Genomic DNA, 13,778 nt, shown 5'->3' with positions numbered 1-13,778 from the left:
TCTCGGATCAGGGAGACGCGACATGACGCGGTTCGGACGTCTGGCCCATCACATCCATGGTCGTCCCGTCGAGGACGGGGCGGCTGAACGCTTCGCCACCGTCAACCCGGCGACCGGGGAGGTGCTGGCCGAGGTCGCGCAGGCGACTTCCGCGGACGTGGACCGCGCTGTCGACAGCGCCCGCGCCGGGCAGTCGGTGTGGGCGGCGATGACGGCGATGGAGCGGGCGCGGGTGCTGCGCCGGGCGGTATCCCTGCTGCGCGAGCGCAACGACGCGCTGGCCGAGATCGAGACGCTCGACACCGGCAAGCCTCTGAGCGAGACCCGCGCGGTCGACATCGTCACCGGGGCCGACGTGCTGGAATATTACGCCGGCCTCGCCCCGGCGCTGGAGGGGCGGCGAGATCCCGCTGCGTCCCAGTTCCTTCGTCTACACCCGGCGCGAGCCGCTGGGGGTGGTGGCCGGGATCGGTGCCTGGAACTACCCGATCCAGATCGCGCTGTGGAAATCGGCACCGGCGCTGGCCGCCGGCAACGCCATGATCTTCAAGCCGAGCGAGGTCACGCCGCTGACCGCCCTGCATCTGGCGGCGATCTACAGCGAGGCCGGGCTGCCCGACGGCGTGTTCAACGTCGTCCAGGGCGACGGCCGGGTCGGCGCCCTGCTGGCCGCCCATCCCGGCATCGAGAAGCTGTCCTTCACCGGCGGGGTGGAGACCGGCAAGCGGGTGATGGCGGCGGCCGGCGGCTCGACCCTGAAGGAGGTGACGATGGAGCTTGGCGGCAAATCGCCGCTGATCGTGTTCGCCGATGCCGACCTCGACCGCGCCGCCGACATCGCCATGATGGCCAACTTCTACAGCTCCGGCCAGGTCTGCACCAACGGCACCCGCGTCTTCGTCCACCGCAGCATCGCGGCGGCGTTCGAGGAGCGGCTGCTGGCCCGCGTGCGCCGCATCCGCATGGGCGATCCGCTGGAACTCGCCACCAATTTCGGCCCGCTCGCCAGCTTCCCCCACCGCGACAAGGTGCTGCGCTATATCGAGGCCGGCAAGGCGGAGGGGGCGCGGCTGCTGGCCGGCGGCGGGGTTCCGGACGGCGCCGTCTTTGCACGCGGCGCCTATGTGGCTCCAACCGTCTTCACCGATTGCCACGACGGCATGACCATCGTGCGCGAGGAGATCTTCGGCCCGGTCCTGTCGATCCTGACCTTCGACGAGGAGGAGGAGGTCATCCGGCGGGCCAACGCCACCAGCTACGGCCTCGCCGCCGGGCTGGTCACCAACGATCTGGCCCGCGCCCACCGGGTGATCCACCGGCTGGAGGCCGGCATCTGCTGGATCAACGCCTGGGGCGAATCGCCGCCGGAGATGCCGGTCGGCGGCTACAAGCAGTCGGGCGTCGGCCGCGAGAACGGGGTCGAAACGCTCGACCATTACACCCGCCTCAAGTCGGTCCAGGTCGAGTTGGGACCCTACGCCTCGGTGTTCTGAGACCGTCTTTCACGGAAGCCCGCTTTTTATAGAAGGGGTGTTCGATGTCGAACCAACCGACCTCCGGGGCCGCTGCGCCGGAGAACGGCACCGCCATGCCCGATGCCATGCCCTCCATCGCCTCTGCGGTGCGCGAGTATGACTACATCATCGTCGGCGCCGGGTCGGCGGGCAACGTGCTGGCCTGCCGCCTGACCGAGGATGCCGGCGTCAGCGTCCTGCTGCTGGAGGCGGGCGGGCCCGATCACCGGCTGGACTACCGCACCCAGATGCCGGCGGCGCTGGCCTTCCCGCTCCAGGGCCGCCGCTACAATTGGGCCTACGAGACCGAACCCGAACCGCACATGGACAACCGCCGGATGGAGTGCGGGCGCGGCAAGGGGCTGGGCGGGTCGTCGCTGATCAACGGCATGTGCTACATCCGCGGCAATGCGCTGGACTATGACGGCTGGGCCGGGCTGCCGGGTCTGGAGGACTGGAGCTATCTCGACTGCCTGCCCTATTTCCGCAAGGCGGAGACGCGCGACGTCGGCCCCAACGCCTACCATGGCGGCGACGGTCCGCTGTTCGTCACCACCGCCAAGCCCGGCGTCAACCCGCTGTATGAGGCAATGGTGGAGGCCGGGGCGCAGGCCGGCTATGGCCGTACCGACGACCTGAACGGCTACCGCCAGGAGGGCTTCGGCCCGATGGACCGGACGGTGACGGCGCAGGGGCGGCGGTGCAGCACGGCCCGTGGCTATCTCGACCGGGCGCGGGGACGGCCGGGGCTGACCATCGTCACCCACGCGCTGACCGACCGCATCCTGTTCGACGGACGGCGTGCTGTCGGAGTCGCCTATCTGCGCAACGGCACGCCGGTCACGGTGCGGGTGCGGCGGGAAGTGCTGCTATGCGCCGGGGCCATCGCCTCGCCGGCGATCCTGCAACGGTCGGGCGTCGGGCCGTCGCCGCTGCTGCGCGAGCTGGGGGTGGAGACGGTGATCGACCTGCCGGGCGTCGGCGGCGATCTCCAGGACCATCTGGAGATGTACATCCAGTATCACTGCCGCCAGCCGGTGTCGCTCTACCCGGCGCTGAAATGGTGGAACCAGCCGGCCATCGGCGCCGAATGGCTGTTCCTGGGCACCGGCATCGGCGCCAGCAACCAGTTCGAGGCCGGCGGCTTCATCCGCACCGGCGACGATGTGCCCTGGCCCAACATCCAGTACCATTTCCTCCCCGTCGCCATCAGCTACAACGGCACCAACGCGGTGGAGGCGCACGGCTTCCAGGCCCATGTCGGCTCCATGCGTTCGCCCAGCAAGGGGCGCGTCCATGCCCGCTCGCGCGATCCGGGGCAGGCGCCCAGCATCCTGTTCAACTACATGGCCGACCCGCAGGACTGGCAGGAGTTCCGCGCCGGCATCCGTATCACCCGCGACATCATGCGGCAGCGCGCCCTGGCGCCCTATCGCGGCGAGGAGATCAGCCCCGGCGCCGATTGCGTCACCGACGCCGACCTCGACGCCTTCGTCCGTCATCACGCCGAGACCGCCTATCACCCCTGCGGCACCTGCCGGATGGGGACCGACGATGGCGCGGTGGTGGACGGGCAGGGCCGGGTGCATGGGCTGGAAGGGTTGCGTGTCATCGACGCCTCGATCATGCCGCGCATCGTCACCGGCAACCTGAACGCGCCCACCATCATGATGGCGGAGAAGCTGGCCGACGCGGTGCGCGGCCGACCGCCGCTGCCGCGCGCCGACGTGCCCTATTACGTCGCAGAGGCCGCCATGACGCAGAAGGAGATTCGGAAGGACCAGCGGCTGCGGGCCTGAGACCCGCGCGCCCCACGACAAAGACGGCAACGATAACCACAAGCAAGGAGAACAGGGACATGGCCAAGACATTCGGTAAATTCTCTGCCGGTAAATTCTCCGCCGCCAAATTCTCCACATTTGCCGTCGGCCTGATGCTGGCGGCCGGGTCCGCCACCCTGACGGCGGGGACGGCACAGGCCGCCGATCCGGCATCCTGCAAGGCGGTGCGTTTCGGCGACGTGGGATGGACCGACATCGCGGCGACGACGGCGCTCGCCTCCGTCACGCTCGACGCGCTGGGCTACAAGCCGACCACCAGCGTCTCGTCGGTGCCGGTCGTCTATCTCGGGTTGAAGACCAAATCGCTGGACGTCTTCCTCGGCAACTGGATGCCCACCATGGAGACCTTCATCAAGCCGGTGCTGGAGGACGGCTCGGTCGAGGTGACGCGCGTCAACCTGGAGGGCGCCAAATATACGCTGGCGGTTCCCACCTACGCCGCCGAGGCCGGGCTGAGGAGCTTCAAGGAATCTGGCGAAGTACAAGGACAAGCTGGACGGCAAGATCTATGGCATCGAGGCCGGCAACGACGGCAACCTGATCATCGACAAGATGCTGAAAGCCGACGCCTTCGGGCTGAAGGACTTCAAGATGGTGGAGTCCAGCGAGGCCGGCATGCTGGCCGAGGTCAAGCGCGCGGTGCGGGCCAAGAAGTGGATCGCCTTCCTGGGCTGGGCGCCGCATCCGATGAACAAGACGATGGACATCACCTATCTGTCCGACGGCGACGACTGGTTCGGCCCGAATTACGGTGGTGCCACCGTCAGCACCAATGTGCGCAAGGGCTATGCCGCCGACTGTCCGAACATCGGCAAGTTCCTGTCCAATCTGGTCTTCACCGTGGACATGGAGAATGCGGTGATGGACGGCATCATGAACGGCGGCCGCAAGCCGGAAGCGGTGGCGACCGATTACTTGAAGAAGAATCCCGGCATTCTGAAGACCTGGCTGTCCGGCGTCACCACGCTGGACGGCAAGGACGGTCTGGCCGCCGCGCAGGCCAAGCTGGGGGCTGCCAAGTCCTGACCTGACGCCTGCATTTCCAAAGCCTCCTCAACTCCGGCCGCGTTGGGATGCCATCGCGGCCGTATTTTTGCGGGGATGGGGGAACCCGGCCCCAAACGAACGCCTTGCCGCGCCGTAAAAGCGCCTCTATAAAGCCGCCCATCCGGCGCCCCGGTCATCCGGCGGCGCCTGCGTGTTTTTCAATCGGCGAAAAGCCCCATTCCCGCAGGAGTCACCACCATGGCCGTCGAACGGACCCTCTCGATCATCAAGCCCGATGCCACCCGCCGCAATCTGACCGGCAAGATCAACGCCAAGTTCGAAGACGGCGGCCTGCGCATTGTTGCCCAGAAGCGCGTCCAGCTGTCGAAGGCCCAGGCCGAGCAGTTCTACGGCGTGCACCGCGAGCGTCCGTTCTTCGGCGATCTGGTCTCCTTCATGATCTCCGGCCCGGTGGTCCTGCAGGTCCTGGAAGGCGAGAACGCCATCGCCCGCAACCGCGAGATCATGGGCGCCACCAACCCGGCCAACGCCGCCGAGGGCACCATCCGCAAGGAGTTCGCCGAGTCGATCGAGGCCAACTCGGTCCACGGTTCGGACGCCCCGGAGACCGCCGCCCAGGAGATCGCCTTCTTCTTCGCCGGCATCGAGCTGGTGGGCTGATCTTTCGGGCCTGACTTCCCGTCAGGCTTGGCGAAAGGGCCGCTCCCGCGAGGGGGCGGCCTTTTTTGCGTTTTGCGTCAGGCTCTGGCAGTATCGGGAGCCGTGAACCTTTTGCCCCGCCGATTGCCGGGGTCGATCCCGACAGGAGTTGCCCGCGATGGAATCCCAATCCGCAAAGCCGATCATCGCGGCGCTGCTGCAACCGCTGCCGGTGCTGACCCAGCCGCAGGCCCGCAACGACCTGTCCGACGAGTCCGTGGTGCAGCTGCTGGTCCGCCAGTTCATCGACCTCAGCCTGGACGCGTTCAATCAGGTTCTCCAGGGCAATCTCGACCAGGACGAGGCGGTCGACGGCATCAACCGTCAGGCCATCGCGCTCAACTCCGTCTTCCTCGGCACCAGCGGCTTCGATAGCGTCATCGCCCATCCCTGGAATTCGCCGGACCAGCTCGGCGCCTTCCTGAAGGACGTGGTGGCGCTGGAGTATCCCGAAGACGATTGCGTCCGCGCCATGCTGATCCATCTGGCGACCCAGCTGATGCACGCGCTGCGCCTGCCCGACGAGGAGCGCAACGAGGAGGTCGAAGCGCTGACGCTCGACGCCGCCGACCTGCTGCTGGGCCGGGCGCCGGAAGACGACGACGAGATCGACATCGATATCGGCGTCTGACCTCACCCCGCCGGGTTCAAAGTCACCTCGATCAGGACGGTATCCTCGACGAAATCGGCGCTGTGCCAGGCGCCGGGGTCGAAACGGATGACCATGCCCGGCCGCAGATCCACCGGTCCCGCTTCGCAGGTCAGCAGGGCGCGGCCCTCCACGACGATGACGAACTGTTCTTGCGGGTGGTTGTGGCGGGGGGCGGCCGTGCCGGCCTTGATGACGATGTGCTTCAGCGATGCGCCGGTGCCGGGAAGGCTGCGGCGCTCCACCCCTTCGGCGGTCTGGGCCGGAAGGTTGCTCCACGTAATCACGTCTGCCTTCGGGGGCCCCTCGGGAGTGGTCCCAGTCGTCATGGGCGGCATGGCATGGTCCTCTTGAAACCGGCCGGCTTTGGAACGGCAACCGGTTTTTACGTGTTTTGCGGCCTCCCGGATCTCCTCTCCTTCGCCGCTACCGCTTCAGGCCGTCGTGGCTGTACGAAAGCTTAGCTACTAAACCTGCTGTTAACGCCTGACAGCCTAAGACGGGACGATCCGGTGATGATGTCACCGGACAACTACTCTTCCGCCACCCTTTCGGACCGACGGAGGCCCCGTGGACGTTGCAGGCACCGACCGACCGCATCCCACCGGGGGTGCCGCCAGACCGGTGTCCGGTCCGTCGGGTCTTTCCGCCTCGTTTCCCGGCCTGCTGGCCGGGCTGACCGGCATCGGCGCCCTGGCCGCGCTGTCTGCGGGCGGGCAGGTCGGCTGGCCGGTCGCCGCCGCGCTGGCCGCCGCCGGCGGTCTGGCCCTGTGGAGCGCCCGGCGTGCCGGAGCCACCGCCACCGCTCTGGCACGCTCCGACGCCGCTCTGCGTCGCGCAACGGACGAGCTGGAGGTGCTGCGCGACCGCTTCCGCGACTTCTCCGCCGTGACGCCCGGCTGGTTCTGGGAAACCGGGTCGGACCATCGCTATCTCTCGCTGTCGGGCGGGCTTACCACGCTGCTCGGCTGCGATCCGCGGACGGTGTTCGGCGATTCCCTTCTCGACCTCGGGCTTCTGGTCACCGACGAGGCGACCTGGGCGGAATACCGTACCGACATCGAGGCCGGCCGGTCCTTCCGCGATCTCGAGGTGAGCTTTGAGGGGGTGGATGGGCGCGACCTCGTGCTGCGGCTCAGCGCCGTACCGGTGCGCGGGGCCGACGGGCGCTTCCGCGGCTATCGCGGCTGCGGTGTCGATGCCACCGCCGAGACACTGGCTCTGGTGGAGGCGCGCTTCATGCAGGCGGTGGTGCATGACGCCATCGACAGCGTGTCGGAAGGATTCGTGCTGTTCAGCGCCGACGGCCGGCTGCTGATCTGCAACGAGCAGTATCGCCGCGCCTATCCCACCATCGCCGACATGCTGACCCCCGGCCGCAGCTTCTCCGAGATTCTGCACGCCGCCGCCGAGCGTGGCGGCTACGAGGGCGGCGGCGACATCGGCGCCTGGGTGGAGCAGCGGCTGACCCGTCATCTCCAGCACTCCACCCCGGTCGACGGCCGGCTGTCCGACGGGCGCTGGTACCGCATCAGCGAGCATGCCACCGGCACCGGCGGCGTGGTGAAGATCCTGATGGACATCACCGAGTTGAAGACGCGGGAAGAGGAGCTGGCCGGCCAGACCGCCCGGTTGGAACAGACCGTCGGCGCCCTGCGCGAGAGCGAGCTGCGCTACCGCCAGCTCGTCGAGCTGGCCCCCTACGGCATCGTCATCTGGGACCGCGCCGCCATCCGCTTCGCCAACGGGGCCGCCGCGGCGATCCTCGGCACCGCGGCATATGCGCTGGAAGGCCAATTGCTGGCCGGATTTCTGGAAAACGATGGGACGGGGGGCGAGGCGCTGGCCGCGACGCTCGCCGCCGCTGCCGAGGGGGAGGAGCGCCGGCTGGAATGCGACGCCCTGCGCCCGACCGGCGAACGCCGCCGGCTGGAGGTCGCGGCCAGTCAGGCCGTCTATGGCGGCGGGCCGGCGGTGCTGCTGGTGCTGAACGACATCACCGACCGCCGCCGGGTGGAGGGCGAGCTTCAGCGCGCCCAGAAGATGGAGGCGGTGGGGCGCATGGCCGGTGGCATCGCCCATGAATTCAACAACATGCTGACCGCCATCGGCGGCTTCGCCCGGCTGGCGGAGCGCAATCCGGCCGATCCCGACCGCGTTCTGACCTGCGTGCAGGAGATCGCCAAGGCGTCCGAGCGGGCGGCGGCGCTGACTGCGCAGCTCTTGGACTTCTCCCATCGCCGGGTGACCGACGAGCGCGAGGTGGTCGCCGTCGCTCCGCTGGTGCGCGACCTGCGCGTCTTCCTGAAACCCCTGCTCAGCGCCGGCATCGACGTGACGATTTCGGCCGATGACGAAAGCGCGCACGCGCTGGTCAACCCGGTGACGCTGAACCAGGCTCTGCTGAACCTCGCGCTCAACGGGCGCGATGCCATGCCCCATGGCGGAACCCTGACCATCGCCCTGGCAGTGGAGACGCCGGACGACGCCTTCTTTGCGCGTCACCGCGGCCTGAAGCCGGGCCGCTACGTCGCGATCCGCGTCAGCGATCAGGGGACGGGCGTGCCGGCGGAGATCCGCGACCGTGTCTGGGAGCCCTTCTTCACCACCAAGGAACCGGGGAAGGGCACAGGACTCGGCCTGTGGATGGTCTACGGCACGGCGCAGCAGTCAGGCGGCTCGGTCGAACTGGAGGGCGAGGAGGGGCAGGGTGCCACCTTCGCGCTCTATCTGCCCGCCATCGAACCGCCGGCATCGCCGGTTGGGCTCGACCCCCTGCAGGTCGCGGAGGGGGAGGGCGCGGTCATCCTGCTGGTCGATGACGAGGACTCGGTGCGCCGCTACCTCCGCCTCGTGCTGGAGGAGGCCGGCTGCACGGTGGTGGAGGCATCCGACGGGCAGGAGGCGCTGACCCGCTATGACGAGGCCGGCGGTCTGTTCGATGCGGTGGTCAGCGACGTGTCGATGCCGCGGATGAACGGGCTGGAGCTTGCCCGCGAATTGGAGACCCGCAACCAGCTTCTGCCCATCCTGTTCCTGACCGGCTACGCCTCGCGCGAGACGGCGGCCGGGCTGACGGCGCAGGAGGGGCGGCAGATCGTGATGAAGCCGGTGGCGCCCGAGCGGCTGCTCGGCGCGCTCCGCGACCTGCTGGCCCTGTGAGGGCGGAGATGGAGGAGTCCCGCCACGACATCCCCGCTGCGGAACCGGTCCTGGAGGAGGCGGAGGGTTCGGCCCCTGCCGCCTGCCGCGAGCCGGCCGACTTCTACACGCCGGCCGGCCGGGACGGAGTTGGCCGCTTCTGCCGCCGCTTCCTCGACGAGAACGCGCTGACCGCCACGGAGCTGCTGCACCACCCGCGCCACCAGACCGGGCTGTCCAACACCGCCACCTTCGTCGCCATCCTGACGCAGGCCGAGCGGGCGATGGACCGGAAGGGCGGCATGACGCCGCTGGTCAACGAGATCGCCCGGCTGACGCGCGAGCGGGTGAAGGAACATCCGCCGCCCGATTTCCTGTCCGCCGATTATCCCGGCACGGCGGCGGAACTGCTGTCCGTCGGCGGCTTCCTCGGCCGTTTCCTTCTCGACGCCGCCGTCACCCAGCATATCGCCGTCTGCCGCAACTTCGCCGAGAAGGCTGAGGCGCTGCTGAACCTCGCCGAGACCACCGAGCATCCCGACGCGCTGGCGCCGGTGGAGCGGCTGCTGGGAGAGATCCTGCTGAGCGACGCCGGCACCGCGTCCTGTGCGCGGGATGCGCCCTTCACCACCCTGATCGACCTGATCGTGACGCTGATCGCCACCGACCGGCCAATGGCGGACGACGCCCCATCGGTGTTCCGCCGGCTGGATGCGGTGATGCGCCGGGTGCCGATGCCGGGCCTGCGCGACGCGCTGGCCGCCGCCTTCCGCCGCGAGATGGCCAAGCCCGCCTGCTTCACCATCGCCAGCGCCGGCGACATGTTCGGCATCGAGGCGGTGCAGCGCGAGATTCTGGCGCTGAGCGACCTGTCCGCCCGCCTGCGCGACCGCGAGGGCGCCTATGTCGGCGGTGCGCGGACGGAGGCGGCGCTGCAACGCCGCACCGCCCTGCTGGTCAACGAGGACACGGTCCCGGAGATCACCCGTGGCCGCAACTTCGTGCAGAAGCTGCGCATCCTGTTCGTGCTCCAGAAGATGCCGCTGTCACCCACCGCAGCCAAGGCGGTGGCCGATTACCTGAAGAGCTTCTTCGACAGCCGCGACTTCGCCGGCCGGCTGCTGGACTGCTGGAAGGACCGGAACGAGAAGCTGAAGGGGCTTGCGGAGGTTCAGCGCCTCGTGCTGTCCAGCGCCTTCCCCGACGAGGAGCGCGAGTATCTCGGCGGCCAGCTCGACGACATCCAGAACGCCTTCCTGCGCACCCAGCGCGTGCTGACCCCGCTGATCCAGGCCAAGGACGATCCGCCGGCCGACACCGTTCTCGACATCGTCCGGCTGGCCGGGGAGGGGGCCTTCTGCTCCGGCAAGAGCCGGCTGGCGGTGGCCCGCGTGCTCTACCGCCATTGCCACCGGCCGCGCTTCGTCCGCCATGTGCTTCTGAACGCGCCGGGGCCGAAGGAACGGCTGGCGCGTGCCAACTGGCTGCGGCAGGCGCTGGGCATGGTCGGCGTGCCCTTCATCGACCTGTCCTCCCACCGCGTCCTGGTGGTGGATGACGAGGCCGGGCCGCGAGCCTTCGTCACCTCCGTCCTCCAGGAACTGGGCATCGGCCACATCGTCACCGCCGCCGACGGCCAGGAGGCGCTGGAGCGCTTCCAGGCCGACGGTGCGGCCTATGACCTGATCGTCTGCGACTGGATGATGCCGCGGCTGAGCGGCCTCGACCTGCTGAAGCAGGTGCGCGAGACCCGCGGCGACCTGCCTTTCCTGATGGTCACGGCGCTGGCGACGCTGGATGCGGTGAAGAAGGCGCTTGCCCATCAGGTCAGCGGCTACATCGCCAAGCCCTTCACGCCCGACCAGCTGGAGGAGAAGATCTTCCTGGTCCTGGCGCAGAAGGGTTTTGGCGATTAGGGGCGAGTGCTCCGGTCAGCGGAACAGGCCGGGCATGATCTCCACGATGATGCCGCTGGCGGAAACGACCAGCACGGCATCATGGTTGGCGCGGACCCAGCGATGGCCCCGCGGCGGGCGGTGCAGGTGATAGGCGGCGGGGCGTGCGATCACATGACGGGGCGCGCGCCACTCCTGCGGCAGACGCTCGCCGGCCCGCCAGCCATATGCCTTCGGCGGACCGGGGCGATGGACCGGCTGACGGCCGGGGTGCTCGTACCGCGGGCCATGATCGTACCCGCGGGGCTGCTGCGGCTGCGGGTACTGGTGGCCGGCCGGGCGGTCGTCCGGGCCGGGCTGCCATCCCTGGGCCATTGCGGGCGTTCCGGTCGCCGCGGTTACGGCGAGGATAACGGCGGCCACGGCGAGCAGGGTCTTTTTCATGCTGTCCATCCTATCGCGTCCGGCGCTCCCCGGTCTCGGCCGGGGGCGTCCATGGCGATCAGGATGGCTGACCTTCGTTGCCGGCCTGTGTCCGGCGGTGATGGATTCGGTAACAGAGTGTATCCGGGACGAATGTCGGCAGCCGCCTGTTGTGATGGAACCATCCGACGGAAGGAGCGATCCCATGGCAGACCGGAAACCCGACAGCGGCAAGATCTTGTCCAACGAGCCCGACCGCGACATCGCCGACCCGCTCGAGGCGGCCAGGGAGGTGTCCGATACCGGCAAGCCGATCACCCCCGATACCGAATCGGCCAAGCACATCGACCGTCCGGCGGAGAAGGGCAAGGCCGGGAAAACGAGCTGAGGGAACGGGTTGGCGGAGTGGAGACCGGTCCCTCTCCCTTCCCGGGAGAGGGGCTTTCCGTCACCGCAGCTCCAGCCCCGCCTGCTTGAAGGCTCGGGCGAGCGCGTCGACGATGGCCGGGTCGACTTCACCCGTGCCGTAATCGAGGTTCATCACGGCGTACCACGGAACGCCAGCCTTGTTCGCCAGCATCCGTGTCGACCAGCCAAGGCGCAGCCGTGCCTCTTGGCACTGCGTCCCTGTCATGATGCGTCGACTCCACACGTTAGCGTCCGCCTTCCATGCTCCTGCCCCGGTCCGCATCGGCTTACCCGAACGGTCGGTCCCGGCCGCAACCTGGGGCTATCCACAATAGTGCAAGAATTTGATCCCCTTGTCATGTGTCGGTTTGTTGCAGAGCGAAACGCTCTGCTTTGCCGGATTGTCATGGAAGGCAACTCGCCGGCATTTGATGAAAAGCGTGTAAGGTTCGCCAATCCATCTATATGCCCCCGACAACATTGGGGACTTGGCGATCAGGGCGTTGCCCGGATCGGAGTCCCAGGCGGATAAGGCTTCCATGAAGTTTTTTTGAAACGGGACTGTTCCCAGGCTGCCCTTCTCGGTTGCGCTCCGCCGCCGGCCGTCAGGCGATGCGCTTGGCGAGCACCGTCAGGTTAAGGCCGCCTTCCCGCCGGTGGCTGGCGCGGTCCATCAATTTGCCGACCAGAAAAACGCCCAGCCCGCCGATCCGCCGGCTCTCCAGATCGCCGCCTAGGTCCGGCGAAGGGGCCTCGGCGAAGGGATCGAAGGCGTCGGCATCGTCCTCCACCTCAGCCCGCAGTTCCAGCCCATCGGTTTCCAGCCGCACACGGATTCCATGCCCGCCGCCACCGCCGCGGCCATGCGAAACAATGTTGGTGACGAGTTCATCGAGGCAGAGCGTGAAGCGGAAGGCGAGGTCAGGGGACAACCGGTTGCGCGCGATGAAGCTTTCCACCGCGGCGGCCAGCCGGCCGAGTTCCGACAGGTCGCTGCGCAGGACCATCTCCAGGCGGTTCGCCGCTGCACCATCCATCCGCTCCGCCTCCCGGCCCCACTTTTTCCCCTATGCCTCCGGGTATCGCGGGGGCGCGAAGGGATGGTCATTCTTAACCGATGGCGTCGGCGTGACAATTCCTCGACCGCCGGCTGGGGAGGTTGAACGGGCGGCGGCAGGGGGACAGACTCGGGTGAAGGGGTTCGGCCACAACGCTGCGGCGACCGGAATAAAGCCGGTTCGCGCGGTGTTGGTGGAACGGAACCCCGGGGGACAATCGACGAAGGTGCCGGCGCCATGTCCATGCTTGCCACACCCATGCTTGCCACGCCCACGCTCTGGACCCGGATGAAGGCCGAACTGGGCGACAGCGACGCGCAATACCGGCTGGCGGAGGCCGTGCGGACGGCCGATGTCGCCGCTTCGGTTATCTGGTACCGCCGGGCCGCCCGCCAGGGCCATGTCGCGGCGCAGACCATGCTTGCCTTCCTGCTCGCCAACGGCATCGGCGTACCGCCCGACCCGCGCCGGGCGGTCTCCTGGTATCGCCGCGCCGCCGCCAAGGGCGATGTCGGCGCGCAGAACAATCTGGGCTACATGCACGAACATGGCGCCGGCGTGCCCTGCGATCCGGCCAAGGCGGCACTGTGGTACCGGCTTGCCGCGCTCCAGCACTCCGCTCCCGCCCAGGTCAACCTCGCCCTGCTGCTGCTCGACGGCCGCGGAATCGACCGTGACGAGACCGAAGCGGTTCGCTGGCTGCGTGCCGCCGCCGAACAGGGGCACCCAGCCGCGCAATACCGCCTTGGCCTGTGTCTGCGTGAGGGAGTCGGCGCCGCCCGCGATCCGGCCGAAGCTGCCCTTTGGCTTCAGGCGGCGGCAGCGGCCGGTGACCGCGACGCGCTGTTGGCACTGGCCGAACTGCGGCAAACCGTCCTCCCCGACCTGCGCCCGGACATGTCCCAGGACTCGGACGCCGCGGAGGATGAGGACGATGCGGCACCATGGCGGCCGGAACAGCGCCGCATGCAGGAAATCCCCATGCGGAACGCCCATGCCGACGCGATGCCGCCCGGCTGAGGCCGTCAGGATGGCCGCCGATCTGATATATTAGAATAATCTGGGAAACCGCTTGCAAGCTCCGCCGGAATCGCGGTTCATCTGAGGGGTAGCGCCCTGCGAAGGGACGCCGGGCGGATGAC

The 13,778-nt window shown here is 68.4% G+C and carries 13 protein-coding genes and 2 pseudogenes; 11 read left to right on the top strand and 4 right to left on the bottom strand.

Translation table 11 applies throughout. From position 1 onward, the window contains the following. Window positions 1-22: 22 nt before the first annotated feature. The 7 genes and pseudogenes from ACWPN3_RS18165 to ACWPN3_RS18135 all read left to right on the top strand — a co-directional run. Window positions 23-352, top strand: a pseudogene (locus tag ACWPN3_RS18165) (aldehyde dehydrogenase family protein); the annotation flags it as partial. A gap of 13 nt (window positions 353-365) precedes the next feature. Beyond that, window positions 366-1,493 (top strand): betaine-aldehyde dehydrogenase, encoded by a 1,128-nt coding sequence (gene betB / locus ACWPN3_RS18160; RefSeq protein ID WP_492261892.1) that lies wholly within the window; start codon window positions 366-368, stop codon window positions 1,491-1,493. A gap of 44 nt (window positions 1,494-1,537) precedes the next feature. Further along, window positions 1,538-3,313, top strand: coding sequence for a choline dehydrogenase (betA, locus tag ACWPN3_RS18155; RefSeq protein WP_492261653.1), 1,776 nt, complete (start codon window positions 1,538-1,540; stop codon window positions 3,311-3,313). A 59-nt stretch (window positions 3,314-3,372) separates the two neighbouring features. Continuing rightward, window positions 3,373-3,765 (top strand): annotated as a pseudogene (locus ACWPN3_RS18150) (glycine betaine ABC transporter substrate-binding protein); the annotation flags it as partial. 61 nt (window positions 3,766-3,826) lie between these two features. Then, window positions 3,827-4,381 (top strand): glycine betaine ABC transporter substrate-binding protein, encoded by a 555-nt coding sequence (locus ACWPN3_RS18145; RefSeq protein ID WP_492261891.1) that lies wholly within the window; start codon window positions 3,827-3,829, stop codon window positions 4,379-4,381. Between the two features lie 219 nt (window positions 4,382-4,600). After that, window positions 4,601-5,023 carry a nucleoside-diphosphate kinase gene (gene ndk / locus ACWPN3_RS18140; protein WP_012974418.1) on the top strand — a complete coding sequence of 141 codons (423 nt, stop codon included), beginning with the start codon at window positions 4,601-4,603 and terminating at the stop codon, window positions 5,021-5,023. Between the two features lie 157 nt (window positions 5,024-5,180). Beyond that, the gene (locus tag ACWPN3_RS18135) at window positions 5,181-5,693 is read left to right on the top strand and encodes a hypothetical protein (protein WP_109096844.1); all 513 of its coding nucleotides are present in this window, start codon (window positions 5,181-5,183) and stop codon (window positions 5,691-5,693) included. A 2-nt stretch (window positions 5,694-5,695) separates the two neighbouring features. On the opposite strand, the gene ACWPN3_RS18130 is transcribed toward ACWPN3_RS18135, so the two are convergent. Beyond that, entirely contained in the window at window positions 5,696-5,998 is a 303-nt protein-coding gene (locus ACWPN3_RS18130) for a cupin domain-containing protein (protein ID WP_199237541.1), read from the bottom strand. A 283-nt stretch (window positions 5,999-6,281) separates the two neighbouring features. On the opposite strand from ACWPN3_RS18130, the gene ACWPN3_RS18125 reads away from it, so the two are divergent. Then, complete coding sequence (locus ACWPN3_RS18125) at window positions 6,282-8,873, top strand: response regulator (protein ID WP_492240711.1); 2,592 nt, start codon at window positions 6,282-6,284, stop codon at window positions 8,871-8,873. A gap of 8 nt (window positions 8,874-8,881) precedes the next feature. Then, entirely contained in the window at window positions 8,882-10,768 is a 1,887-nt protein-coding gene (locus ACWPN3_RS18120) for a response regulator (protein ID WP_109096842.1), read from the top strand. 15 nt (window positions 10,769-10,783) lie between these two features. Here the strand turns inward: ACWPN3_RS18120 and ACWPN3_RS18115 are convergent, their stop codons facing one another. Beyond that, entirely contained in the window at window positions 10,784-11,191 is a 408-nt protein-coding gene (locus ACWPN3_RS18115) for an RcnB family protein (RefSeq protein ID WP_492240710.1), read from the bottom strand. Between the two features lie 184 nt (window positions 11,192-11,375). On the opposite strand from ACWPN3_RS18115, the gene ACWPN3_RS18110 reads away from it, so the two are divergent. Further along, window positions 11,376-11,558, top strand: coding sequence for a hypothetical protein (locus ACWPN3_RS18110; RefSeq protein ID WP_109096841.1), 183 nt, complete (start codon window positions 11,376-11,378; stop codon window positions 11,556-11,558). 60 nt (window positions 11,559-11,618) lie between these two features. Here the strand turns inward: ACWPN3_RS18110 and ACWPN3_RS18105 are convergent, their stop codons facing one another. Both ACWPN3_RS18105 and ACWPN3_RS18100 read right to left on the bottom strand, forming a co-directional pair. Next, the gene (locus ACWPN3_RS18105) at window positions 11,619-11,804 is read right to left on the bottom strand and encodes a hypothetical protein (RefSeq protein WP_143273396.1); all 186 of its coding nucleotides are present in this window, start codon (window positions 11,802-11,804) and stop codon (window positions 11,619-11,621) included. 379 nt (window positions 11,805-12,183) lie between these two features. Next, window positions 12,184-12,615: an ATP-binding protein gene (locus tag ACWPN3_RS18100; protein ID WP_492240708.1), complete on the bottom strand. Its 432-nt coding sequence runs from the start codon at window positions 12,613-12,615 to the stop codon at window positions 12,184-12,186. A 258-nt stretch (window positions 12,616-12,873) separates the two neighbouring features. Here ACWPN3_RS18100 and ACWPN3_RS18095 point away from each other — a divergent pair, with 258 nt between their 5' ends. Continuing rightward, window positions 12,874-13,656: a tetratricopeptide repeat protein gene (locus ACWPN3_RS18095; RefSeq protein ID WP_247872888.1), complete on the top strand. Its 783-nt coding sequence runs from the start codon at window positions 12,874-12,876 to the stop codon at window positions 13,654-13,656. Window positions 13,657-13,778: the final 122 nt, after the last annotated feature.

This window comes from Azospirillum sp. UENF 111221 (genome assembly GCF_058780625.1).
Note: the sequence above shows the minus strand (reverse complement) of the source record. Positions and strands in the feature narration are given on the sequence as shown.

Bases quoted from the DNA above. Each gene is read 5' to 3' on its own strand.
- ACWPN3_RS18095 (WP_247872888.1), top strand. From the start codon at position 12,874: ATGTCCATGCTTGCCACACCCATGCTTGCCACGCCCACGCTCTGGACC.
- ACWPN3_RS18105 (WP_143273396.1), bottom strand. From the start codon at position 11,804: ATGACAGGGACGCAGTGCCAAGAGGCACGGCTGCGCCTTGGCTGGTCG.
- ACWPN3_RS18115 (WP_492240710.1), bottom strand. From the start codon at position 11,191: ATGAAAAAGACCCTGCTCGCCGTGGCCGCCGTTATCCTCGCCGTAACC.
- ndk (WP_012974418.1), top strand. From the start codon at position 4,601: ATGGCCGTCGAACGGACCCTCTCGATCATCAAGCCCGATGCCACCCGC.
- betA (WP_492261653.1), top strand. From the start codon at position 1,538: ATGTCGAACCAACCGACCTCCGGGGCCGCTGCGCCGGAGAACGGCACC.
- ACWPN3_RS18135 (WP_109096844.1), top strand. From the start codon at position 5,181: ATGGAATCCCAATCCGCAAAGCCGATCATCGCGGCGCTGCTGCAACCG.
- ACWPN3_RS18110 (WP_109096841.1), top strand. From the start codon at position 11,376: ATGGCAGACCGGAAACCCGACAGCGGCAAGATCTTGTCCAACGAGCCC.
- ACWPN3_RS18100 (WP_492240708.1), bottom strand. From the start codon at position 12,615: ATGGATGGTGCAGCGGCGAACCGCCTGGAGATGGTCCTGCGCAGCGAC.
- ACWPN3_RS18120 (WP_109096842.1), top strand. From the start codon at position 8,882: ATGGAGGAGTCCCGCCACGACATCCCCGCTGCGGAACCGGTCCTGGAG.